This is a genomic window from Vibrio splendidus 12E03 (assembly GCF_000272105.2).
In the GTDB taxonomy this organism is placed as follows: Bacteria; Pseudomonadota; Gammaproteobacteria; order Enterobacterales; family Vibrionaceae; genus Vibrio; species Vibrio splendidus_I.
In genome coordinates, this window is sequence record NZ_AJZD02000042.1 from 1 (window position 1) to 23,605 (window position 23,605).

The 23,605-nt window shown below is 44.6% G+C and carries 22 protein-coding genes; 7 read left to right on the forward strand and 15 right to left on the reverse strand.

Features of this window, described 5'->3' with window-relative positions; genetic code table 11:
• Positions 1-254 (forward strand): FAD:protein FMN transferase (locus tag A142_RS04340; protein ID WP_032545344.1); only part of this gene is annotated, 254 nt, incomplete at its 5' end.
• 16 nt (positions 255-270) lie between these two features.
• On the forward strand, positions 271-525 hold the full coding sequence (nqrM, locus tag A142_RS04345; protein WP_009848378.1) for a (Na+)-NQR maturation NqrM: 255 nt from the start codon (positions 271-273) through the stop codon (positions 523-525).
• Positions 526-660: 135 nt separating this feature from the next.
• Here the strand turns inward: nqrM and A142_RS04350 are convergent, their stop codons facing one another.
• Entirely contained in the window at positions 661-1,899 is a 1,239-nt protein-coding gene (locus tag A142_RS04350) for a GGDEF domain-containing response regulator (RefSeq protein WP_019820798.1), read from the reverse strand.
• Between the two features lie 164 nt (positions 1,900-2,063).
• On the opposite strand from A142_RS04350, the gene dinB reads away from it, so the two are divergent.
• A complete protein-coding gene (dinB, locus tag A142_RS04355) occupies positions 2,064-3,140 on the forward strand; it encodes a DNA polymerase IV (RefSeq protein ID WP_019820799.1) in 1,077 nt (358 codons plus the stop codon).
• Positions 3,141-3,248: 108 nt separating this feature from the next.
• Here the strand turns inward: dinB and A142_RS04360 are convergent, their stop codons facing one another.
• On the reverse strand, positions 3,249-5,183 hold the full coding sequence (locus A142_RS04360; protein WP_019820800.1) for a RecQ family ATP-dependent DNA helicase: 1,935 nt from the start codon (positions 5,181-5,183) through the stop codon (positions 3,249-3,251).
• Positions 5,184-5,328: 145 nt separating this feature from the next.
• Between A142_RS04360 and A142_RS04365 the strand changes: the two genes are divergently transcribed.
• From A142_RS04365 to A142_RS04375, 3 genes are all read left to right on the forward strand, one after another.
• Positions 5,329-5,802, forward strand: a complete 474-nt coding sequence (locus tag A142_RS04365) for a GreA/GreB family elongation factor (protein WP_019820801.1) — start codon at positions 5,329-5,331, stop codon at positions 5,800-5,802.
• A gap of 88 nt (positions 5,803-5,890) precedes the next feature.
• Positions 5,891-6,649, forward strand: a complete 759-nt coding sequence (locus tag A142_RS04370) for a YggN family protein (RefSeq protein WP_017059918.1) — start codon at positions 5,891-5,893, stop codon at positions 6,647-6,649.
• 289 nt (positions 6,650-6,938) lie between these two features.
• Positions 6,939-8,300 carry a sodium-dependent transporter gene (locus A142_RS04375; RefSeq protein WP_019820802.1) on the forward strand — a complete coding sequence of 454 codons (1,362 nt, stop codon included), beginning with the start codon at positions 6,939-6,941 and terminating at the stop codon, positions 8,298-8,300.
• 180 nt (positions 8,301-8,480) lie between these two features.
• Here A142_RS04375 and lipA read toward each other — a convergent pair whose 3' ends face one another.
• From lipA to leuS, 12 genes are all read right to left on the reverse strand, one after another.
• Positions 8,481-9,446, reverse strand: coding sequence for a lipoyl synthase (gene lipA, locus A142_RS04380; protein ID WP_017059920.1), 966 nt, complete (start codon positions 9,444-9,446; stop codon positions 8,481-8,483).
• Between the two features lie 4 nt (positions 9,447-9,450).
• A complete protein-coding gene (lipB, locus tag A142_RS04385) occupies positions 9,451-10,110 on the reverse strand; it encodes a lipoyl(octanoyl) transferase LipB (protein WP_019820804.1) in 660 nt (219 codons plus the stop codon).
• Positions 10,111-10,305: 195 nt separating this feature from the next.
• Positions 10,306-10,584 (reverse strand): DUF493 family protein YbeD, encoded by a 279-nt coding sequence (gene ybeD, locus A142_RS04390; RefSeq protein ID WP_026084358.1) that lies wholly within the window; start codon positions 10,582-10,584, stop codon positions 10,306-10,308.
• Positions 10,585-10,816: 232 nt separating this feature from the next.
• Entirely contained in the window at positions 10,817-11,998 is a 1,182-nt protein-coding gene (locus tag A142_RS04395) for a serine hydrolase (RefSeq protein ID WP_017062336.1), read from the reverse strand.
• A 93-nt stretch (positions 11,999-12,091) separates the two neighbouring features.
• Positions 12,092-12,931, reverse strand: a complete 840-nt coding sequence (locus A142_RS04400) for a septal ring lytic transglycosylase RlpA family protein (RefSeq protein WP_019820805.1) — start codon at positions 12,929-12,931, stop codon at positions 12,092-12,094.
• 3 nt (positions 12,932-12,934) lie between these two features.
• Positions 12,935-14,056, reverse strand: a complete 1,122-nt coding sequence (gene rodA, locus A142_RS04405) for a rod shape-determining protein RodA (protein WP_017062334.1) — start codon at positions 14,054-14,056, stop codon at positions 12,935-12,937.
• Entirely contained in the window at positions 14,056-15,948 is a 1,893-nt protein-coding gene (gene mrdA, locus A142_RS04410) for a penicillin-binding protein 2 (protein ID WP_019820806.1), read from the reverse strand. The genes rodA and mrdA overlap by 1 nt, the downstream gene beginning before the upstream one ends.
• Before the next feature lie 6 nt (positions 15,949-15,954).
• Positions 15,955-16,425 (reverse strand): 23S rRNA (pseudouridine(1915)-N(3))-methyltransferase RlmH, encoded by a 471-nt coding sequence (gene rlmH, locus A142_RS04415; RefSeq protein ID WP_004735246.1) that lies wholly within the window; start codon positions 16,423-16,425, stop codon positions 15,955-15,957.
• 3 nt (positions 16,426-16,428) lie between these two features.
• Positions 16,429-16,746, reverse strand: coding sequence for a ribosome silencing factor (rsfS, locus tag A142_RS04420; protein ID WP_004735247.1), 318 nt, complete (start codon positions 16,744-16,746; stop codon positions 16,429-16,431).
• A 64-nt stretch (positions 16,747-16,810) separates the two neighbouring features.
• Positions 16,811-17,836 carry a DNA polymerase III subunit delta gene (gene holA / locus A142_RS04425; RefSeq protein WP_019820807.1) on the reverse strand — a complete coding sequence of 342 codons (1,026 nt, stop codon included), beginning with the start codon at positions 17,834-17,836 and terminating at the stop codon, positions 16,811-16,813.
• A gap of 12 nt (positions 17,837-17,848) precedes the next feature.
• Positions 17,849-18,502, reverse strand: coding sequence for an LPS assembly lipoprotein LptE (lptE, locus tag A142_RS04430; RefSeq protein ID WP_019820809.1), 654 nt, complete (start codon positions 18,500-18,502; stop codon positions 17,849-17,851).
• 182 nt (positions 18,503-18,684) lie between these two features.
• Positions 18,685-21,261, reverse strand: a complete 2,577-nt coding sequence (gene leuS / locus A142_RS04435; RefSeq protein WP_019820810.1) for a leucine--tRNA ligase — start codon at positions 21,259-21,261, stop codon at positions 18,685-18,687.
• A 263-nt stretch (positions 21,262-21,524) separates the two neighbouring features.
• Between leuS and A142_RS04440 the strand changes: the two genes are divergently transcribed.
• Positions 21,525-21,995 carry a zinc ribbon-containing protein gene (locus tag A142_RS04440; RefSeq protein WP_019820811.1) on the forward strand — a complete coding sequence of 157 codons (471 nt, stop codon included), beginning with the start codon at positions 21,525-21,527 and terminating at the stop codon, positions 21,993-21,995.
• 90 nt (positions 21,996-22,085) lie between these two features.
• On the opposite strand, the gene lnt is transcribed toward A142_RS04440, so the two are convergent.
• Positions 22,086-23,603 (reverse strand): apolipoprotein N-acyltransferase, encoded by a 1,518-nt coding sequence (gene lnt / locus A142_RS04445; RefSeq protein ID WP_019820812.1) that lies wholly within the window; start codon positions 23,601-23,603, stop codon positions 22,086-22,088.
• Positions 23,604-23,605: the final 2 nt, after the last annotated feature.

Below are 23,605 nucleotides of genomic sequence, written 5' to 3' on the forward strand. Positions count from 1 at the left end.
ATGGTGTTCGTTACTCACACATCATCAACCCAGAAACAGGAAAGCCCCTTCATCATAAAGTGGTTTCTGTGACTGTTTTAAACCCGTCTTCAATGACTGCAGACGGCTTATCTACTGGCCTTATGGTCTTAGGTGAGGAAAAAGGAATGGAAGTCGCAAACCAACATAACATTCCAGTGTTCATGGTGGTAAAAACAGCAGATGGCTTTAAAGAAATTGCTTCTGAAGCATTTAAGCCATACTTAGGTAAATAAGGTAAGCGAGATAATTATGAATACATTTCTGATTACATTTGGTGTTTTTCTTGCAGTAATCGCAGCGATGTCAATTGGCTACATTATCCAAAAGAAAGTTGTGAAAGGTAGCTGTGGCGGTTTGGGTGCTGTTGGTATTGATAAAGTATGTAACTGCCCTGAACCTTGTGACGCGCGTAAGAAGCGTGAAGCACGTGAAGCTTACCGCGAAGAGAAGCTGGCTGAGCGTCAACAAAAAGAAGCGGCTTGGAGTAAAGACCGTATCGCTTAATTGGTGACAGTCATAAGGGGTAGAGTTATCTATGCCCTTAAATTGAAAAGCTCAAGATTATCGTCTTGAGCTTTTTTGGTTTTAAGGCTTAGTCATTTACCTTGGCTGATTAACGATGGAAACAAAACCGAATGACTATTGTTCGATTTGCATGCTGTTGCGCGCAAACACTAGTTGGTTTCTACCTTGCTCTTTTGCCGTATAAAGAAGCTCATCAGCGGCTTTGATCTGTTCATCTAACTTCGCGTCTAAATCGGTTACGCCGATACTGATACTTACCTTGATTTTTTGAGAGTCATGCTCAACAACGTGGCTTTCAATTGCTTCTCTCATGGACTCTAAGTTGTCAACAAAGCTCTCAAATGCACCGCATGACTGAATACAAAACTCTTCGCCACCAAAGCGCACAGCGACATCGTCTTTGAAATGATCTTTGATAATTTTCCCTACATCGATCAGCACGGCATCACCACCATCGTGGCCAAAGGTATCATTCACTTTCTTAAAGAAGTCGATATCCATCATCGCGATGTTTCGTTGATCGCAGCCTTTACAAGGATGATTGAACAGGTAGCGACGATTCCATAAGCCAGTAAGAGCATCCTCGTTGGCATGTCGAAACAGCTCATTGGCCGCTTCTTTCATATCAAGCAGTTGATGGATTCGACAGAAAAACTCTTCTTGGTTAAAAGGCTTGTAAAGGAAATCGTTGGCACCGGCTTTAAGGAATCGCGCTGTCATAGTACGATCATCACTGCCCGATAATCCTAGAATAGCCAACTGGTTTCTGTCGTGATCGCGTCGAATCTCACGGATCATCGCTATACCGTCTTTCTTCGGCATATCATGGTCTGTAACAACGAATGTAATATCGGGGTCGTTATGAAGAAGCTTTAATGCTTGTTCGCCATCTTCGGCTTGGATTGTTTGGATATATTGGTGTTCTAGAAGTTGAGCTATGTAACGGCGAACGACCGCTGAATCATCGACTACCAATGCTTTGTGGTGGCGATTATTCGAAATTCTTTGAACCAGAGGGAGTAGGTAGCTTACTGATGACATACTGTCTTTAAGTATGTAATCGATAACGCCTTTGGCTAGGACTTGCTCTCGCAGTTGATTGTCGAACATCCCGGTCAGAACAATTATTTTCTGTTGATAGCCTAAGACGAGATCTATGATCTCACCGTCTTGCCCGTCAGGTAAGCAGTAATCCAATACGGCACACAAGAAATCCGTCTCTTGTTCCAAGATGTTTTTTGCTTCTGCAATCGATTCAGCAACTGTTACCTCATAACCGCTATTTTTAAGCTGTTGGTACAGGTAGTTGTGGAATGCTCGGCTATCTTCCACTACTAGTATTTTTTCACTCACAAGCGGTCCCTACTTATAGACTAAATACTCGTTAACAATAGTATCAGAAGAGCTCATGGCTATTGAAGCGAAACCTCTTTAGCTGGACTCGAGATCGTTTTAAATCTGATAATAATTGGATTATACTGTTTATAGATACAGTTGTAAGGTTGAGTAATTCCTAGATGTGTAGCGCGGGTGAAGAAAAAGTAAGAAAAATAATTCATGTTGATATGGATTGTTTTTACGCGGCTGTAGAAATGCGTGATAACCCTGCTTACCGAAATCGCCCGTTAGCTGTTGGTGGTCATGAAAAGCAACGCGGCGTTTTGAGCACCTGTAATTATGAAGCCCGCAAGTTTGGTGTTCACTCTGCAATGCCTACCGGAAAGGCCCTACAACTTTGTCCTAATCTATTGGTTGTGCCGGGAAGAATGTCGGTCTATGTCGAGATATCTAAAAAGATCCGTGAAATCTTCTCTCGATACACATCAATCATTGAACCTCTTTCCTTGGATGAAGCTTTCCTTGATGTCACCGATTCTAAGCAGTGCCATGGTTCGGCCACTCTGATTGCCGAGTCGATTCGCCGTGATATCTGGAATGAGCTTAACCTGACCGCTTCTGCAGGAATTGCGCCGATTAAATTCTTGGCGAAAGTGGCCTCGGATCTGAATAAGCCAAATGGTCAGTTTGTTATCCCTCCACAGGACGTGCAATCAGTGATTGATGAGCTACCACTTGAAAAGATTCCCGGTGTCGGCAAGGTGAGTATTGAAAAGTTGCATCAAGCGGGTTTCTTTACTTGCAAGGATATCAAAGAGTCTGATTATCGAGACCTGCTACTCAAGTTTGGCCGCCAAGGTGCATCACTCTGGAAGCGCAGTCATGGCATTGATGATCGAGAAGTTATCATCGAGCGCGAGCGAAAATCGGTAGGCGTAGAGCGCACCTTTACCCAAAATATTTCAACCTACGCAGAATGTTGGCAGGTAATCGAAGACAAGCTATTTCCTGAACTCGAGACTCGCTTAGAAAAGGCTAGCCCAAGTAAAGCGATCATCAAGCAGGGCATTAAGCTCAAGTTCGCCGACTTTCAACAAACCACGATTGAGCACATCCAAGCCTCTCTCGATCGTGAACACTTCAAAGAACTGCTAAGTGAAATACTGAAAAGACAACAGGGGCGAGAAATACGCCTGCTTGGTTTAAGCGTAATGCTGCAACCCAAAGACCAAATGCGTCAGTTGAGTTTTTTTTAGGGGAAGAGGCTGAGAGGTTAGACTTAGAGATGTTGTTAAAAGTGTCGGTGTTTGAATACCGACTAGATTTGATAACTTAGTCGGTTTTTTCTAAACAAGGAAATTAGCTTACCTAGGAAGTTGTTTAATTCGGGCTAAGGTATCACTGAATGGTTGCTGCTCTAGCTTACCGTAACCAACCATTTTACTGGCTTTGAGTTTGGTTGAAAGCGGGGTTGCGATTCCACATAAGAAGCGAGTAATCGCCTCGTCGGTAATCAGTTGTTGGCTAGCAGAAATGAACTCATGTATCCATGTCATTACCGTCTCATCATCGACAGGTTCAACATCAACGTTTGGTAAGATGGCCACTTCTCCTCGACATACAGAGCAATGACCACAGTTTGTAGGTGCTTTATCATCGGCAAAATAACTCGCAAGGCGTGAGCTCAGGCAAGTATCCGCCTCAAAGAAGTTCAGCATTTGGTTAAGGCGGTTTATCTCACTGTGCTCTTTTGCTTTAAATAACTCAGTGAGGCGCTCTGACAGTTGCATCATATCTTCGGAGGTATTGTGGATCGCGTAGACATCGGTGATCTGCTTGCTTTCCAGTTCAATCCAACCTTGTTCATTGAAGTAGTCGATAGCCGCAATCACACGCTGGCGATCGGCTTGGAAGTGAGTCCAAAGCGCATCGAAGTCGACTTGGCACCACACTCTTGCTTGAGGAGAGCATTGGAAAATAGCTTCGACAAATTGACGGCGTTCATTTTGGAACTGTTCGGTGATCTGCTGTTTCGGGCGAATGAACTTAAATTTGTAATCTGCGAAGTAGCTGTACTTAGGCTCGATCACGCCTTCAATTTCGAGATACACCAGCAGTGTTTTTAGCGGTAACTGACGAATGTTGGATTCACGTGATAGTTGGTTAAGCATGATCTCCCATTGATTCGAGCCAGAAGCGCCAATGTTTTGATTTTCGTAGATCTCTTTTAATACCGCTTGGATCGCTATGTTGTCTGGCGTATCGCCAAAAACGAAGTTCTCGAGTGTGCTCAAACCATGTTTGTTAGCCAGTAAAATACATTCAGACGCTTGCCCATCTCGACCAGCTCTGCCGATCTCTTGTGAGTAGTTCTCTATCGATTTTGGTAAGTCAAAGTGAATGACTCGACGAATGTTGGACTTATCCACCCCCATACCAAACGCAATTGTTGCCACGATACAGCTCACTTCATCATTCATGAATTGATGTTGAATAGCATCTCTATTTTCAGGCTTAAGACCGGCATGGTAAGCCACCGCATTAACGCCAGCGTTACGAAGTTGCTGAGCTACCATCTCTGCTGTTTGTTGAAGAGTGACATAAACAATAGTAGGAGCGAGAGAAGCTTGGTTAACCACATTGCACAAGGTTTCTAACTTGCTGGTTTGTTCACAAGGTTGAATCGACAGATCGAGGTTTTGACGATAGAAGCCCGTCACCACAACGCGTTGCTCATCGATATCAAACTTAGACTTCATGTCTTGGATAACCGATGTGGTCGCAGTGGCTGTCAGTAGCAGAACCTGAGGAATATTGAGCTGCTTTTGGTATTGAGGAAGCTTCAGGTAATCGGGTCTGAAGTTGTGCCCCCATTCTGAAATACAGTGCGCTTCATCGACCACAAGCAGTGAGATCGGCACTTGGGAGATAAACTGGCGAAAGCGTTCGTTCTTCAAGCGCTCAACGGAGATCATGAGGATCTTGGTGTCACCGTTACGTACCGACTGCATAACCTGTTGTGTGGTTTGTCTGTCTTGGCTTGACTCGATTGCCGCTGCACTAATGCTTTTACTGTGCAGGAAAGCAAGTTGGTCTTTCATCAAGGCTAATAGCGGCGATATCACCAAGGTTAAGTGCGGCAACTCTAATGCTGGTAATTGATAGCAAAGCGATTTACCTGAGCCTGTCGGGAATATCGCGGCAGTCGAGTGACCAGATAGAACGTTATCAATGACTTGCTTTTGCCCATTGCGCAGTGAGTCGAATCCGAATACTTGTTTTAGCTTCTGCTCAATCATTTATGTTCTACCTGAGTTATTAAGTGTCGTATTGATGCTAAAGCGGGCGCCTATTCATGATAGCGTCGCTTGATGAATCAAATGTCTTGCACCTGATTGTACCTAATTCTATTCTGTAGCTCCTATAGAAAAGCACCCCAATAGTATGAATAAGTCTGAGCTTCGCCAAATAATCATAGATCAACTCGAATCCCGATTACGTATCGCACAATCTGCGACTCAGCGTGCGATTGATGCTGCGACCGATGAAGAGACTGTGCCTGAACATAAGTACGATACATTGGCATTAGAAGCTTCGTATCTCGCCCATGGTCAAGCGGTGAGGGTACAAGAGTGTGAAGACGACATTCAGTGTTATCGTAACTTAGTGTTGCGTGATAGTGAGAAGGTTACGGTGAGCAGTTACGTTGTGGTCATTGACGAGCATGATCAATATAAACATTTCTTTATGGGGCCGAGAGTCGGCGGACTTTCTGTCACGTGGAATGAGAATGAGATTGCCATCGTGACGGCGAATGCACCTTTTGGTCAGGCTCTAATGGGTAAAGAAGTTGGCGATGAGGTTGAGTTTAAGGTCGCAGATAAACAGTTTTGCTACGAAGTTATCTCTATCGACTAACTAACTGACTAATAGATATAAAACGTTTCTCTGACAAAGAAGCATAATCCAAGGGTATAGTAATCTGTCAGATTGATGAGAGGATGTTATGAAAAACAATGTATTAATTGCATCACTAACAGCGGTTATCGCTGTTGTGAGCCTGCCAACGTTTGCTGCTCAGTGTCGAGTTGATTTGAAAAATGAACTACGAATCGATGATCAAAAAGTCGAAATCCATCAAGTGAATGGTGATACGGCCGTTTTTGATGATAACAACGACCTCTATATCCATGGTGAGAAGGTTGAGCTTGATGCCGACCAACAAGCGGCGATTGAGAAATACCGCGAAAACATGAGTGAGTACTTACCTCGAGCGAAACAAATGGCGAACGATAGCTTAGCGTTAGCCAATGACGTGATTGATGATATCGCGGCTAGCTTAGATTCACCTGAGTCATTTGATAATGTAAAAGAATCAATGAAAACCTACTTTGCAGAACTGGAAGCTCGTTATTACAAAGATGGCGAGTTAGTGTTACCAGCAGAAAGCTTTGATTCGATGGCCAATGGCTGGTCTGAAGATTTCGAGAAGGCGAAAGAAATCTTTAACCAAGAATTTATCTCTAGCGCTTTTAATGCGATGTCAGAAAAAATGAAACAAGATGGTGGCCTAAACCTGACTGAATTGGCTGACAGCATGGCTGAATTAAAGCTGAAAGTTGAAGAGCGAATGAAAGAACACTCTCAACAAGTACAAGAAGAAGCGAATGAGTTCTGTGATTCACTCGATGAGATGGCAGAACAAGAGCAAGAACTGCATGAAATCATTCCGAACTTAAAAGATTACCAAGTATTCACAATTTAATTCGAGTCTAGTGATGAATAGCAAGAGCACCGGTTGGTGCTCTTTTTGTTTGTATAAATGGAACCACACGGCGAGTATTTATCTCAGTTCAATCCATTTCCTTCTTAAGCCTACTACTTCGCTTTTTTGATTATAATTGAACGATAAGACTGGTTGTTTGTTAATTTTGTGGTTCCAAATAGCGCATTGATTGTAAAAATCAGAGAATTGTTCATTTATTAGTTGTGCCTATCATTGCTTTTTATTACTGTACTTCTCAACTAGTTCACTGATTTTTAATGCGGGCGATATGGACCAACAATCTTCCTCTTCAAGAGAGCACTTTAGCTCTCGTTTGGGTTTTATTTTAGCAGCGGCGGGTGCAGCTGTTGGCTTAGGTAATATTTGGGGTTTCCCAACTCAAGTTGCCAGTAACGGCGGTGGCGCTTTTCTGCTTGTTTACCTAATCATGATTTTAGTAGTTGCTTTCCCGATGCTGGTGGTTGAGATGGCGATTGGCCGTCATGGTCAAGCGAACCCTGTCGATAGTATGCGCTCGTTGACGACAAACCCGTTAGGTAAGAAAGTCGGTGAATTTGTCGGTTGGATTGGCTTAAGTGTCCCAAGTGCCGTATTAGCCTTTTATAGTATTGTCGGCGGTTGGTTGATTTGCTTCCTAATTGGTGCAGTCGCTGATCTTGTCGGTCTAGAAGCTGTTGCTGATTGGTTTAAAGGCTTCAGTGTTGAGCGCAATGTATTTGGTACGGTCGCATTCTATGTGCTGACTATCTTGATTGTTCAGGGTGGTGTTAAGCAAGGTATCGAGAAGTGGTCGACTCGCTTAATGCCGGCATTGTTCATTTTGTTTGGCTTACTGTTTGTTTACATCATGACGCAAGCAGGTGCGATGGAAGGACTGAAACATTACTTGGTTCCAGACTTTGAGAAAGTGTGGGATAGAAAACTGATTCTAGCGGCAATGGGACAAGGCTTCTTCTCGCTAACCATCGGTGGCTGCTCTATGTTGGTTTACGGTTCTTACTTAAGCAAGAAAGAGAACCTACCAAAAATGGCGATGAACGTGACGCTGGTTGATACTGCTGTCGCTTTTATTGCTGGCCTAGTGGTAATGCCTGCAATGTTTGTTGCGATGCAAAAGGGCGTACAAATCTATGCGGAAGACGGTTCACTATTAAGCTCTGACACTCTCGTATTCACGGTTCTACCGTTGATGTTTGATAGTTTAGGTGTGCTTGGTCAGATCTTCGCGATTGTTTTCTTCTTATTGTTAACGATTGCGGCGCTGACTTCATCGATTTCGATGCTTGAAGGCCCTGTAGCGCTGGTGAGTGAGCGTTTCAATACCAGACGAACGCCAACAAGCTGGGTAATTGGTGGTGCTATCGCGCTGTTTAGTGTGGTGATTGTTTACAACTTTGCTGCGATGTTTGGCATGGTAGCAATGATTGCGACTCAGTATCTTCAACCGGTCGCTGCACTGATGTTCTGTGTGTTTGGTGGCTGGGTATGGAGCAGAGCTTCAAAAGTGAAAGAACTTGAGCAAGGTTGTCCTGATTTTCAACTTGGTTGGTTTGGTAAGGTTTGGCCAATGTATGTGAAGTTTGTGTGCCCAATTTTGGTCGCAACGGTTATTTGGGCTTCTTTCGGTTAACGCTGAACCCTCAAAACTTGAAATATTAAGCACAAAGTCACTTCAATAAGGAGTGGCTTTGTTGTTTTTATATAAAGCTTAATGGCACGAAATATAAAGCTATGGCGGCACGAACAAGATAGAAAAAAGGCGCTGAACATAATATTCAGCGCCTTTGTAGTGTTCGTTAAGCAATCGTGATTACTTAATTTCCATACCTTGAGCTTGTAAGTCTGCATGGTAAGAAGAACGTACAAACGGACCACACGCTGCGTGAGTGAAGCCTAGCTCCAGAGCAATCTCTTTCAGCTCATCGAACTCAGAAGGCGGCACGTAGCGTTCTACTGGTAAGTGGTGACGGCTTGGTGCTAGGTATTGGCCTAGTGTCAGCATAGTCACACCATGTTCACGAAGGTCTTTCAGTACTTGAACGATCTCTTCTTTTGTCTCACCAAGACCCATCATCACACCTGATTTTGTTGGGATATCAGGGTGCTGCTCTTTGAATTTCTTTAGTAGATCAAGAGACCACTTGTAGTTCGCACCTGGACGCGCTTTACGGTATAGACGTGGCGCTGTCTCTAGGTTGTGGTTGAAAACATCTGGCGGGTTGTCTTTCATTAGATCAAGTGCAACGTCCATACGACCGCGGAAGTCTGGAACCAGTGTTTCGATACGAATATTTGGGTTTAGTTCGCGAATCTCACGGTTACAGTCAGCAAAGTGCTGAGCACCGCCGTCACGCAAGTCATCACGGTCAACTGAAGTGATTACAACGTACTTCAGTTTCATGTCTTTAATCGTCTTAGCCAGCTTTTTCGGCTCTTCAGCTTCAGGAGCAACAGGACGACCATGGGCAACATCACAGAACGGGCAGCGACGAGTACAGATAGCGCCAAGAATCATAAACGTTGCCGTACCGTGGTTGAAACACTCGGCTAGGTTAGGGCAAGACGCTTCTTCACAAACTGAGTGCAGGTTGTTTTTACGCATTGCTGATTTGATTTCTTGAATACGATGGCTGTCTGAAGGAAGTTTAATCTTCATCCATTCAGGCTTACGTAGAACTTCTTTCTGTTCAGCAGGCATATTCTTTACGGGAATTAATGCCATTTTGTCAGCGTCACGATATTTAACGCCTTTTTCCATTTGGATTGGTTTGCTCATGATTTTATGCTTCTGCTGTAATGTAACTGGTGGCTTGAATGTCTACTTGGTCATAGCCGAGTAGCTCTACGAGCTCTTGTATTAACTGTTGCTCAACGTTTTCTAGTTCACTTGGTCCGCCGAGTTGGCTTACCTGCGCCATTTCCATACCTTGGTAACCACATGGGTTAATACGTAGGAATGGAGACAGGTCCATATCGACGTTGAGTGCTAGCCCGTGGAACGAGCAGCCACGTCGAATACGTAATCCGAGTGAACAGATTTTCTTGCCATCGACATAAACACCAGGAGCGTCAGGTCGGGCAGCTGAATCTATATTGTAAGCTTTCAGAGTATTGATTACGAGGTTCTCGATATGAGTCACCAAATCACGCACTCCGAATTTCTTGCGGCGGATGTTAATCAGAAAGTAAGCCACTAATTGGCCTGGGCCGTGATAAGTCACTTGGCCACCGCGATCGCTTTGTATTACAGGGATATCACCGGCATTTAATACATGCTCAGCTTTACCTGCTTGTCCTTGAGTGAAGACAGGGTTGTGTTCAACCAACCAAACTTGGTCTACGTCTTCTTCCGTGCGTTCGTCTGTGAACTTATGCATGGCTTTCCATACAGGTTCGTAATCCTGACGGCCTAATTTTTTTACGATTAGCTTATTTTGCAAAGCTGCACTCCCTCAAGGATTAATAAAGTGAACGCATTATAAACGCGAAACATGATTCTAACTACAGACGGACTGCAAGGTTTTTCAACTTTCTTTGTATTTATTGAAAATTAAGTTGAATGAATTTGAGCTAGATAGGGTGCTTTAAACAAAAACAGCGGCAATAAGCCGCTGTTTTTCATGTGTAATCGGAGATTACAGAACCATACGAACGATTTCGATCTCGCCCAGTTCTTTATAAAGAGTTTCTACTTGCTCAATTGAAGTCGCAGTAATATTGATAGAAACAGAGTGGTAGTTACCTTTCGCACTCGGTTTTAGCGTTGGGCTGTAGTCACCAGGAGCATGACGCTGGATCACTTCTAGTACTAGCTCAGTCAGTTCTGGCTTAGCGTGGCCCATTACTTTGTAAGTGAATGAACAAGGGAACTCTAAGAGGTCTTTTAGTTTTGCATCAGAATTGATGTTCATGATTAGCTCCAAAAGGCTAGACTCTCGCAAATTGGCGAAATGTCGATAAAAAGCGTGTTCGGTCAACAGACACGAGTAATAAGGCGGAATATTACGTGTAAATATCACCGAACTCAAGATCAACAAAAGCCGCACATGGCGGCTTTTGGTTCGCTAATGAGTAAATCATGAACTTACTCATTAGGTTAGCTATACAACAAGCTTAGGTTTTACCTAGAACAAACCTTTGGCTTGTTTAGAATAAACCCTTGAACAGAAGAACTAGGTAGTCCCATAGACGGCTGAATAGGCTGCCTTGGTCTACATCTTCAAGTGCTAGTAGTGGGTATTCAGCAACGTCTTCACCGTCTACTTGGTAGAATAGTTTACCAACCACATCGCCTTTGCTGATTGGCGCTTCTAGCTCTTTCTCAAGAACGAAGCTTGCCTTCAGGTTCTTAGCTTGACCACGAGGTAGCGTCACGAACGTATCTTCATCGACACCTAGTGCAACTGTGTCCTTGCTACCCATCCAGATCTTCTCTTCTACGAAGGTTTCACCGGCTGTGTGTGGTGCCACTGTTTCAAAGAAGCGGAAGCCGTAGCTAAGCAGTTTTTTGCTTTCTGTTTTACGAGCATTCGCATTCTTGGTGCCCATAACTACAGCAACTAGGCGCATTTTGCCTTCTGTCGCTGAGCTTACTAGGCTGTAACCTGCATTGCTTGTGTGGCCCGTTTTGATGCCATCAACGTTCATGCTCTTATCCCATAACAGACCGTTACGGTTGTATTGGGTGATGCCGTTGTATGTGAATTTCTTCTGTGAGTAGATACGGTACTCGTCTGGTACGTCGCGAATCAGTGCCTGACCAAGTAGCGCCATATCGTAAGGCGTTGAGTATAGGTTCGGGTTGTCTAGACCGTGCACGTTAGCAAAGTGCGTGTCTTTCATGCCGATAGAGCTTGCCCAAGCGTTCATTAGGTCAACGAATGCATCTTCAGAGCCAGCGATGTGTTCAGCCATAGCAACACATGCATCGTTACCTGATTGAATGATGATACCGCGGTTCAGTTCTTCAACTTTAACCGTAGTGCCAACTTCAACAAACATCTTAGATGAATCTGGGAAGTTTTTAGCCCAAGCATTTTCACTGATTACAACATCGTCGTTTAGGTTGATGTTGCCACGATCGAGCTCTTGGCCGATCACGTAGCTCGTCATCATCTTGGTTAAACTTGCTGGAGAAAGCTGAGTATTCATCTCTTTCTCTGCTAGTACTTTGCCTGAATGGTAATCCATCAGAACAAAACCTTTAGCGGCGATTTGAGGTGCATCAGGAACAACAATAGGAGCGGCGAATGACGATGTAGCTATCGTTGCAGAAAGAGCAACAGAAGTAGCAAAAATCGATTTAACAAGTTTATTAGATTTAATCATTTTGAATGCAATTATTTGGTGAACTATTCATATATTAACAGAATCACTCTGTCACACCAGAGCGCTGATTACCAGAAGTAACTGTTAGATTAATTAGCGAGTTAGGGTGTGTTTTTTTATATAAGCTGACGGGTAACCCATTAGCTTAACTTGTTCTAATTTCTCTTGAGTCAGAGCATAGTCATGAAATGGCCCAATCATCAGACGGTAGTTGTCATCATTTGGCTGCAAGAACGTTGCTACTTCTAGCTTTTCGGCTAGATCTTTCGCTAACTTCTCTGTTCTATCTTCATGTGGAGATGTCGCGACTTGAATAATAAATTGCGGTAAAGCTGCCTTTTTATTTGCGTCGGTTGGCATAGCCACAGTAATGACTTCAATCTCAACATTTGCTGTGCCGGTTCTCAACACATCGAGCTTGTAAGCTGCTGCATAACTAAGGTCAATGATTCGGCCTTCATGGAATGGACCGCGGTCATTGATACGCACAATCGTCGTTTTGTTATTGTCGGTATTCGTCACTTTTACGTAGCTTGGAATTGGCAATGTTTTGTGCGCCGCTGACATCGAATACATGTCGTAGATCTCGCCATTAGACGTTAAGTGACCATGAAATTTCTTACCGTACCAAGAGGCTTTGCCTTTCTCAGTAAACCCTTCGGTCTTCTTTACGATCTTGTAGTCTTCGCCACGTAAAGTGTAATCCGTGTTACCACCTAAACTATAAGGTTCATACTGAGGGTGAGCATCCTCGAGATGCTCTACTGAGATCGGTGCGTCTGGTGCAATATCTGAATCAATATCGTAGCGGCCTGTTGGCTGCTTTGAAGAACAACCATTGATTAAAATCGCTAGCCCTAAGATAGAGACTATTTTTTTGATTGGCAGCTCTTCAACCAAGGATGCTTTTTTTGGAAACGTTGTAATAGACATCGATTAGGTCGCCTTTGAGAATGCTTTTCTGTGTGTATGGATCGACATTAAAATACCAAAACCAGCCATAAGGGTAACCATTGAAGTACCGCCATAACTGACTAGAGGAAGAGGAACACCAACCACAGGTAGAATGCCACTTACCATGCCAATGTTTACAAAAATATAAACGAAGAAGCTCAGGACAATACTGCCGCCCATCATTCGACCGAATGCGGTTTGAGCTTGGCTCGCAAGCACTAAGCCACGTCCAATAATAAACAGGTAGATCGCAAGCAAGAACAAAATACCAATCATGCCCCACTCTTCGGCAATGACCGCAAAAATGAAATCGGTATGACGCTCTGGAATAAACTCCAGTTGAGATTGAGTGCCTTGCAGCCAGCCTTTTCCTGATATACCACCCGAGCCTATCGCAATCTTACTTTGGATTATGTGGTAACCCGCACCTAATGGATCTGATTCAGGATCAAAAAGGGTTCTTACGCGTACTTTTTGATATTCACGCATCAGGAAGAACCATAAGATTGGAATAAATGCCCCTAACGCGATTGCCGCGCTAGCAATGATTTTCCAACTGATACCTGCCAGGAATATTACGAAGATACCGGATGCGGCGATAAGGATAGATGTACCTAAGTCGGGTTGCTTTGCGATTAGAATTGTCGGTACAAACACCATCACTAGCGAGATCGCTAATGTTTGGAAGGTGGGCGGAAGTGAGCGCTTACCGATAAATCGTGCCAGCATCAAAGGCACCGCCAGCTTTAACAGCTCTGAGGGTTGGAAGCGAACAAAGCCGAAGTTTAACCAACGTTGTGCACCTTTAGAGGCTTCACCAAAGAACAACACGCCTAATAGCAAGATGACACCACCTACAAACAGTAGTGGTGCCAAGGTTTCATAAGTACGAGGTGAGATTTGCGCTAGGAAGATCATCACACCTAAAGACAGAGCCATACGCATCGCTTGGCGATCCATCATCGCAAGGCTTTGTCCGCTTGCGCTGTACATTATCAGTAGGGCAAAGCCCATTAAAACCAGAATGCCAAGCAATAGCGGTAGGTCGATATGCAGCCTTTCGAATAGGGCTCTATTTCGTCCAGTTGAAGGATCAAGTTTCATTATTTAATTGGCTCACTTTGATAATCTTCTGCAAGGATAATATGGTCTAAAATCCTTCTTACTACTGGGCCGCCGTTAGACGAACCGCCACCTGCGTTCTCTAGAACGATAGTTACTACGGCTTCAGGATCTTCAAAAGGCGCGTAACCCGTAAAGAGGGCGTGATCGCGTAAGTGCTCTGCGATTTCATCCGCATTGTACTCTTCATCTTCTTTTAAGCCGAATACCTGCGCGGTACCCGATTTACCCGCGGTTTGGTAAGACATCTTCTGGAATGAACGTCTTGCCGTACCTTTCTTACCGTGATTAGCCAACCTCATACCTTCCTGAGCGATATCCCAATACTTCTTCTTAACCCCGGTTAACGGTGGGTAAGTTTCAATGTCCGACATGATTTGCTCATCGAATGGACGACCGTTATCAATGGTTGAACGAAGTAGGTGAGGTGCGGTTACTTCACCTTCATTGACCAAAACTGATGTGGCTTTTGCAATCTGCATTGGTGTTGCAGTCCAGTAGCCTTGGCCAATACCAACTGGGATGGTGTCACCTTGGTACCAAGGCACACGGTGTCTGGCCATCTTCCAATCACGAGTTGGCATATTGGCTTTGCTTTCTTCATAAATATCGATGCCAGTATAATCACCAAAGCCGAACATCATCATCCATTTGGATATGCGATCAATGCCGAGATCATAAGCAATTTGGTAAAAGAAAGTATCCACTGACTCTTCTATCGCTTTCTCGATATCAACGACCCCGTGTCCCCAACGCAACCAGTCACGGAATGGTCTTGTTTTTGAATTAGGGATCTTCCAATAACCTGGGTCATTACGCGTTGTGTTGGGTGTAATCACACCTTCTTGCAGAGCTGCAACAGCAATGAATGGCTTGATCGTCGATGCTGGAGGATAAATACCTAGCGTTGCACGGTTAACCAAAGGGCGGTCTTTGTCTTGAAGTAGGGCGTTATAACCTTTAGACGAAATACCATGTACGAATGCATTTGGGTCGTAGCTTGGGCTAGATACCATTGCTAACACGCCATTGTCTTTCGGGTCGAGAACGATAGCTGAACCACGGCGGCCATCAAGTAACTTATGTACGTATAGTTGTAGCTTGATATCCAAGTTGAGCACGATATCTTTACCCGGAACCGACGGTACAAATTTTAGAGTACGGATCACTCGTCCACGGCTGTTAACTTCGACTTCTTGATAGCCCGCGGTACCGTGAAGCATGTCTTCGTAGTAGCGCTCAATACCAAGTTTACCGATGTCGCGAGTGGCTTGGTAATTGGCGTCTTTCTCTTCTCGTGCTAGGCGCTGCATATCACGGTCATTGATGCGCGATACGTAGCCAATCACGTGAGTTAACACATCACCATAAGGGTAGAAACGTTTTAGCGTACCTGTAACTTCAACACCTGGGAACTTATGCTGATTTACAGAGAAGATCGCAACTTGTTCTTCGGTAAGCTGATTCAGGATAGGTACTGACTTGAAGCGTCGTGAATTGCGACGATCACGATCAAATCGTTCAATACGCTCTGGCGGAATTTCGATTAATTCTTGTAGACGGACGAGCGTGTCATCCATATCTTTGATTTTTTCCGGTGTGATTTCTAGGTTGAAAACCGGGCGATTTTCGGCAAGAAGTACACCGTTGCGATCGTAAATCAAACCACGGTTAGGGGCGATTGGAACGACCTTGATGCGGTTATCGTTAGAGCGGGTTTTATAGTCTTGATATTGATTGACCTGAATGTTGTACAGGTTAACAACCAACATCGATATCATGACTATGATCCCCGCAAACGCAACAAAAGCACGACTAGTAAATAGTCGTGCTTCTGCTTTGTAATCACGGATTTGGCTACGTTTACGTAACATTAACGCTTATTCTCGATGATAAGGGTGGTTAGCAGTGATGCTCCAAGCTCGATACAAGCTTTCAGCCATGATAACGCGTACTAATGGGTGAGGGAGAGTAAGCGCAGACAGAGACCAGCTTTGGTCTGCAGCCGCTTTACATGCAGGTGCTAATCCTTCAGGCCCGCCGATAAGGATAGAAACGTCGCGTCCATCCAACTTCCAACTTTCCAATTGCTCTGCCAGTTGTGGGGTGTCCCACTTTTTACCTGGGATATCAAGCGTGACAATGCGGTTGCCTTTTGGAACCGCGGCCAACATCGCTTCGCCTTCTTTTTGAAGAATGCGTGCAATATCCGCATTTTTACCGCGCTTTCCCGCAGTAATTTCAATGAGCTCTAATGGCATATCATGAGGGAAGCGGCGTTTATATTCTTTAAAGCCTTCTTCAACCCACTTCGGCATTTTTGTGCCAACTGCGATTAATTGGATCTTCAAAGCTTAGCCCCAAAGTTTTTCTAGTTGGTACAGTTCACGGTGTTCTTCTTGCATAACGTGAAGCATGCTTGTGCCCATATCTAGAACAACCCATTCACCTTCTTGCTGGCCGTCCATGCCTAGTGGCTGCATACCTGCTTTACGTACTTCATCAGCAACATGCTGTGCAATAGAAGCAACATGGCGCTTAGAGGTACCAGTACAAACAATCATGTAATCAGTAACGCTTGATTTGCCTTCTACATCGATAGTCACAATCGATTCTGCTTTCATGTCGTCGGCTTTGTCTGCAAGAAAATCTTTTAGTTCTTCACGTAACACGGGGTGTTCCTTTAATCTGAATTTAGCTTTTTAGGGGCTGTCGACCCTAGAATATACCACGCTTTTATGCGTGAAATGGTATTGAAGCTGAAGGGATACAAAACTCTACGCTTAACTGATGAATTAGTGGCCAAGGCGACTGCTCATATTGAGTTTTTGTCATCAATTCAGCTTGAGTGAGCAACGCGAACAAAGAGTGTAATTGAGAAATCGAAACTCTTGTTAGCGCGGCGTTATAAAGAGGCTTTTTAGATTGCCAGATACGGTGTTTCTCGAAGACCTGGCCAATCGGCATTTGTTTCATTTGTTGCTGCATCTGTAACAGCAGAGCAAGCTCACGTTGTATGCTACGCAATAAAATGACGGGTTCGATACCTTCGGCTTCTAGTTGACGTAGGATTCGTTGTGCACGGTTTCCTTTGCCTGCCAATAACGCATCACTCCAATGGAATGGAGTAAAATGGTTGTGTCGACTCAGCGATTCTTCTAAGCGTACTAATGTGAGCTTTCCATCTGGGTATTGGAGAGCCAGCTTTTCTAGGCTTTGGGTGAGAGCAAATAGATTCCCCTCATGCCATTGCGCCAGCATTTGTATAGCTTCAGGATCTGGTGTTAAACCGATTTGACGGCAGCGTGCTTGGACAAACTGAGGTAATCGGCTGACATCTGGCGTTAGGCAGCTGACCCAGTGACCCTGATTCGAAAGTGCCTTAAACCACTTAGCGCTTTCTTGAGCTTTAGTGAGCTTAGTGCCTACCAAAATCAACAAGATATCACTGTGGATATGCTCTGAGATTGCGAGTAGCTCTTTTGCGATTGCGGCATTGACGCCTGACTCTGGCAGCTCAAGCTCGATGATCTGACGGCTAGAGAATAGGCTCAGTGCTTGAGTGCAGTCGTAGACTTGATTCCAGTCGAGACTGCTATCAATCGCAAAGCGATGACGCTCTTCAAAGCCTTGCTGTTTTGCAGCCTTTTGAATCGCTTCTCGGCTCTCTTGCAACAGTAGCGGTTCGTTACCAAAAATTAGGTAAACATTACTCAACTGTTTAGCCAGTTGCTCTGATAAGCGGTCAGCAAAAATACGCATCAAATAAACCTATTACTCAGCCGAATCACTAAGTGTTGGTTGTTCTTCTGAAGCTGGTACGGTCTCAACGTCGTCAATTTCAACATTCTTGATGTTGTATTGCTTTTCAAGTTCTTTTACTTGAACGTGCTCTAGTTCTTCTAGGTTCATGTTACCAGCGGCAATAGTCGCTTTAAGGCGAGCCATCTGACGAAGGATCTGACTGGTTGCCAGTTTACGCATTTCATCTTCGATCATGTCGCGCTCAACCGATTTCGCAAGAGCAGTCAACGGGTTATCTAGGTAGCTACGGGTAACGCTAGTCGAGAACGTTTTTGAACCAATCTCAGGAATAGTCACGCGATAAGAAGAGCGGAATGTTAGTTCTTTTTCTGCTGCACGAGTATTTTGATAAAGAGACAGAGTACGCTCACCTACGCTTTCGCTAATGATGTGCAGGTTAGGAGTATTCTGCGCAGGCGGCACAATTTCTACATCGTTCATGCGCAGTTGACCTTTCATCATACGTGTAAACGTGCTGTATTGGTCGTAACTGGTCACAGAGATCTTGTTAAGTTCTTCTGGCACTGAGTAATCACCACGCAGGTGAAAACCACAGGCACTTAATAGGCTAACGGTTAGAACAACAATAGTAACTTTCAATGAAGATAGTGAAATCAGGCGCATTATTTGATGGCTCTCATGAAGGTAGAATACTTATTTAAAGGCTTTAGTTTGTTGGTGTGAAGTTAGTCACTGAAAGTAAAGCGCTTAAATAAGTAGACAGGGTAATTAGCTACCCTGTCTACAGACTGCTTTTGATGAATTAAGTTCGTTAATTCTTTAGCAATTGCATTGTGCTAACGAAATTAGTTAGCAACGATGTTTAGAAGCTTACCAGGTACGAAGATAACCTTACGGATCGTTAGGCCATCTAGGAACTTCTTAGCGTTCTCATCGTTTAGACCAAGTTCACGAACTTGCTCTTCGGTTGCGTCAGCAGCAACAGTCAGTTTCGCACGTAGCTTACCGTTGATCATGACAACGATAGTCTTCTCGTCTTCAACTAGCGCTTTCTCATCGAAAGTTGGCCATGTTGCTGAGTCTACGTTTGATTCACCCAGTGCAATCCACATTTCGTAAGAGATGTGTGGCGTCATTGGGTAAAGCATGCGAACGACAGCTTTTAGCGCTTCATCAAGGATTACACGATCTTGTACAGATTCTTGAGGTGCTTTCGCTAGCTTGTTCATCAGTTCCATGATTGCAGCGATTGCCGTGTTGAACGTTTGGCGGCGGCCAATATCGTCCGTTACTTTCGCGATAGTCTTGTGGATATCACGACGAAGTGCTTTTTGGTCGCCAGATAGCGCAGAAGCATCAACAGATTCAGCAGCACCCTTAGAAGAGTGAGCATGAACCAGTTTCCAAACACGTTTAAGGAAGCGGTTAGCACCTTCAACGCCAGACTCTTGCCACTCAAGCGTCATGTCTGCAGGTGATGCAAACATCATGAATAGACGTACTGTATCTGCGCCGTACTTGTCTACCATCTCTTGTGGGTCGATACCGTTGTTCTTAGACTTAGACATTTTGATCATGCCTGAGTGTTCAACTTCACGGCCTTGATCGTCGACTGCTTTTTCGATGCGACCTTTACCGTCACGTTCAACCGTTACGTCAGTCGGTGCAATCCACTCTTTGGTGCCTTTTTCGTTTTCGTGATAGAACGCGTCAGCTAGAACCATGCCTTGACATAGTAGTTGCTTGAACGGTTCATCAGACGTTACGTAACCTGCATCGCGTAGCAATTTATGGAAGAAACGAGAGTAAAGCAGGTGCATACAAGCGTGCTCGATACCACCGATATACTGGTCTACTGGTAGCCAGTAGTTCGCTTTTTCTGGATCTAGGATGTCGTCAGCTTGTGGTGAACAGTAACGAGCGTAGTACCAAGAAGATTCCATGAACGTATCGAATGTATCTGTCTCACGTAGAGCAGGTTCGCCGTTGAATGTTGTCTCAGCCCAAGACTTGTCAGCCTTGATTGGGCTAGTCACACCATCCATTACCACATCTTCTGGAAGAATAACGGGTAGCTGGTCTGCAGGTACTGGGTGAACTTCACCGTCTTCAGTGGTTACCATTGGGATTGGCGCACCCCAGTAACGTTGACGAGATACACCCCAGTCACGTAGACGGAAGTTTACTGTCTTCTTACCTTTGCCTTCAACTTCAAGCTTCGCAGCGATTGCGTCGAATGCTTCTTGGAAAGCAAGACCATCGAACTCACCAGAATCGAACAGTACACCTTTCTCAGTGTAAGCTGCTTCAGACACGTCTAGCTCAGAACCGTCTTCAGGCTTGATTACTGGGATGATGTCGATGCCGTACTTAGTTGCGAATTCGTAGTCACGTTGATCGTGAGCAGGAACCGCCATTACCGCACCTGTGCCGTAATCCATAAGTACGAAGTTTGCTACGTATACAGGAACAACACGACCGTTAAGAGGGTGGATAGCCGTTAGGCCAGTATCCATACCTTTCTTTTCCATCGTTGCCAGTTCAGCCTCAGCAACTTTAGTGTTACGACACTCTTCAACGAATGCAGCAAGCTCTGGGTTGTTTTTCGATGCTTTCTCTGCAAGTGGGTGACCAGCAGCGATACCAACGTAAGAAACACCCATTAGCGTGTCTGGACGTGTTGTGTAAACTTCTAGCGGTGCTTGTTCGCCGTTAACAGCGAAAGATAGCTCAACACCTTCAGAGCGACCGATCCAGTTACGCTGCATGGTTTTAACCATTTCAGGCCAACCTTCAAGGTTATCTAGATCGTCGAGTAGCTCTTGAGCGTATTCAGTGATTTTAATGAACCACTGTGGAATCTTCTTTTGTTCTACTGGGGTGTCACAACGCCAGCAGCAACCGTCTTCCACTTGCTCGTTTGCAAGTACAGTTTGGTCGTTTGGACACCAGTTCACTGAAGAAGTCTTCTTGTAAACCAGGCCTTTTTCGTAAAGCTTAGTGAAGAACTCTTGTTCCCAACGGTAGTACTCTGGAGTACAGGTTGCGAATTCACGGTTCCAGTCGTAACCAAAGCCTAGAAGCTTCAGTTGGTTCTTCATGTACTCAATGTTTTCGTAAGTCCATGGTGCAGGCGCTGTGTTGTTTTTAACAGCGGCGTTTTCTGCTGGTAGGCCGAATGCATCCCAACCAATGGGCTGCATTACGTTTTTGCCTTGTAGACGTTGGAAACGAGATACCACATCACCGATGGTGTAGTTACGCACGTGACCCATGTGCAGTCGGCCACTTGGGTAAGGGAACATAGAAAGACAGTAGAATTTTTCTTTGTTTGGGTCTTCACTTACAACGAAAGTCTCGCTGTTATCCCAGTGTTGTTGAACCTTTTGTTCAATCTCTTGCGGGTTATATTGTTCTTGCATCGATGGTATCCGGTTATCTTGGAATTTGTGAGTTCGGTTAGAACAGAATCTTACAGATCGTCATAGAATACCTAAAGGAGCTGAGTACAACAATAGTTATACCCTTCATACTTGCAGTTGCTGCCTAGTAGATTGTGTAATTTTCACTGAATTTCGCAGGGCAACTATACTTAAGAGTATGAATTGCATTTGTTTGTAAGCGGGAGTGCATTGCAGCGCATCCGTTTGCTCACTAAAAGGTTGGTTATCTTAAGGAGGTTGTTATGCCGAAGAAAAAAGCGCTCTATGAAGAAGTCGTCGAAGAGGTGATTGAAACGCTGAAGCATAGCCCTGAAGAGCTCAACAACAGAATCGAAACGTCGGGCAAGTTTGCGAAAGCAGCTAATGATATGACTAAAGATGAGCTTTCATTGATCTCTGCCTACGTGAAGTCGGACTTAAAAGAGTTTTCCGAAAGCTATGAAGAGAGTAAAAGCGGTCCATTCTATTTGATGATTGCGGACTCTATTTGGCAAGGGCTGTTGGATATTACTGATCGTACTAAGGTGGAATGGGTTGAACTGTTCCAAGACTTAGAACACCAAGGCTTGTATCAAGCGGGTGAAGTCATTGGCTTGGGAACCTTAGTATGTGACGAGTGTGGTCACCAAACCGAATATAACCACCCAACCAATATCATTCCATGCATTAAATGTGGTTCTAAAGGGTTTAGTCGTAAAGCCCTTAAACCGTAAGCTTCTGAACTATAGCGTATCAACGCAAAACCACAGCAATGAAAAAGGGTTGACCCAATCAGTCAACCCTCAAATCACTTTTCGTCGAATCTAGCTTTTTGGCTTTCTAATTACCCAACCAATCACCAAGCTGAGCATCGCCCAGATATACAGTGGCCAAGTACCTACTGTGTGATAAGGCGTTTGACCATCCGTTGAAATGAGTTCAGCTTTTAACACTGCCGTTTCAAACTGAGGCACTTGCTTGATTATATTGCCTTTGTAATCAGTAACTGCCGTCACACCGTTGTTGGTCGAGCGAATAACCGGCTTACCAAGCTCCAGAGCACGCATCTGTGCAATTTCCATATGTTGCAGAGGGCCAATCGAACGACCAAACCACGCATCGTTAGAGAGCGTTAAAATAAAGTCAGTCTCGTCGGTTACGTTCTGTCTAACTTGATCATTAAAGATGATCTCATAACACAGTGCCGGCGCTAAGTGACGACCATTTGCCACTATGTTTGGTTGAACAAAGTCGCCACGGCTAAATGATGACATTGGCAAGTTAAAGAAAGGTGCTAATGGACGCAAGATATCTTCAAACGGCACAAACTCACCAAATGGTAACAGGTGGTGTTTATGGTAGCGTTCGTCTGGATCGTAGCTGTACTCACCGTATGGATTCACACCGAGAGAAAGAACACTGTTGTAGTATTTCTTATCTTCAGACTGATTCAGCACACCGGTAATGATCGAACTGTTGTTCATCTTCGCTGCGCTATCCAAGTTACGTAGGAAAGATGGGATCTCAACTTCGAATGCTGGAATAGCCGCTTCAGGCCAGATGATGATATCCGCTCCCCAGTTTTCTCTGCTTAGGTCGGTGTACTTCATCATAGTTGGCCAGCGATGACTCGGTAGCCATTTACTGTCTTGATCGACGTTGCCTTGTATCAAGACGACTGACGTGGTTTTTTCAGGGGTCGGCGTGACCCAGTCGATGTTGCGAATACCAAAGCCTGCGCTAAATACGACAGCGGGAATGATAGCGATGCTCCAAGCCCGGTTAACAATCGCATAAGTGAATGCAGAGGCTGAAACAATGATCGCTAAAGTTACTAGCTCTACGCCGCCAATCGGTGCAAATGAACCTAATGGCGAATCGATTTGGCTGTAGCCTAACCAAAGCCAAGGGAAGCCCGTCATTACCCAGCCACGCAGCCAATCACAGACTAGCCAGAATGCAGGAGCTGCAAGGAAAAAGCGGCTTAGGTTATTGGCAGGGAAGAATTTATTCAAACCCCAGGTAAATAGCCCTGAATAAACGGCTAGGTAGCCAACAAGCAATGCCATCAAAAATAGGTTGGCTGCCAGTGGCATGCCGCCAAAACCATCAATGCTGACGTATACCCAGCTGATACCTGTGGTGAATTGACCTAAACCCCATGCGTAGCCAATCCAAAGCGCACTTTTAGGAGAGCGGTTGTGGATCAGTAACAGCAACAAAGCTGGGCTGAGAATAGCAAGAGGCCATATAGAGTATGGAGCGAATGAAAGGGTGGTTATAGCGCCAACAAAAACGGCCGCAAGCGGCCGTAATAGGCGATGAATAAATGTCTTAGTCATCT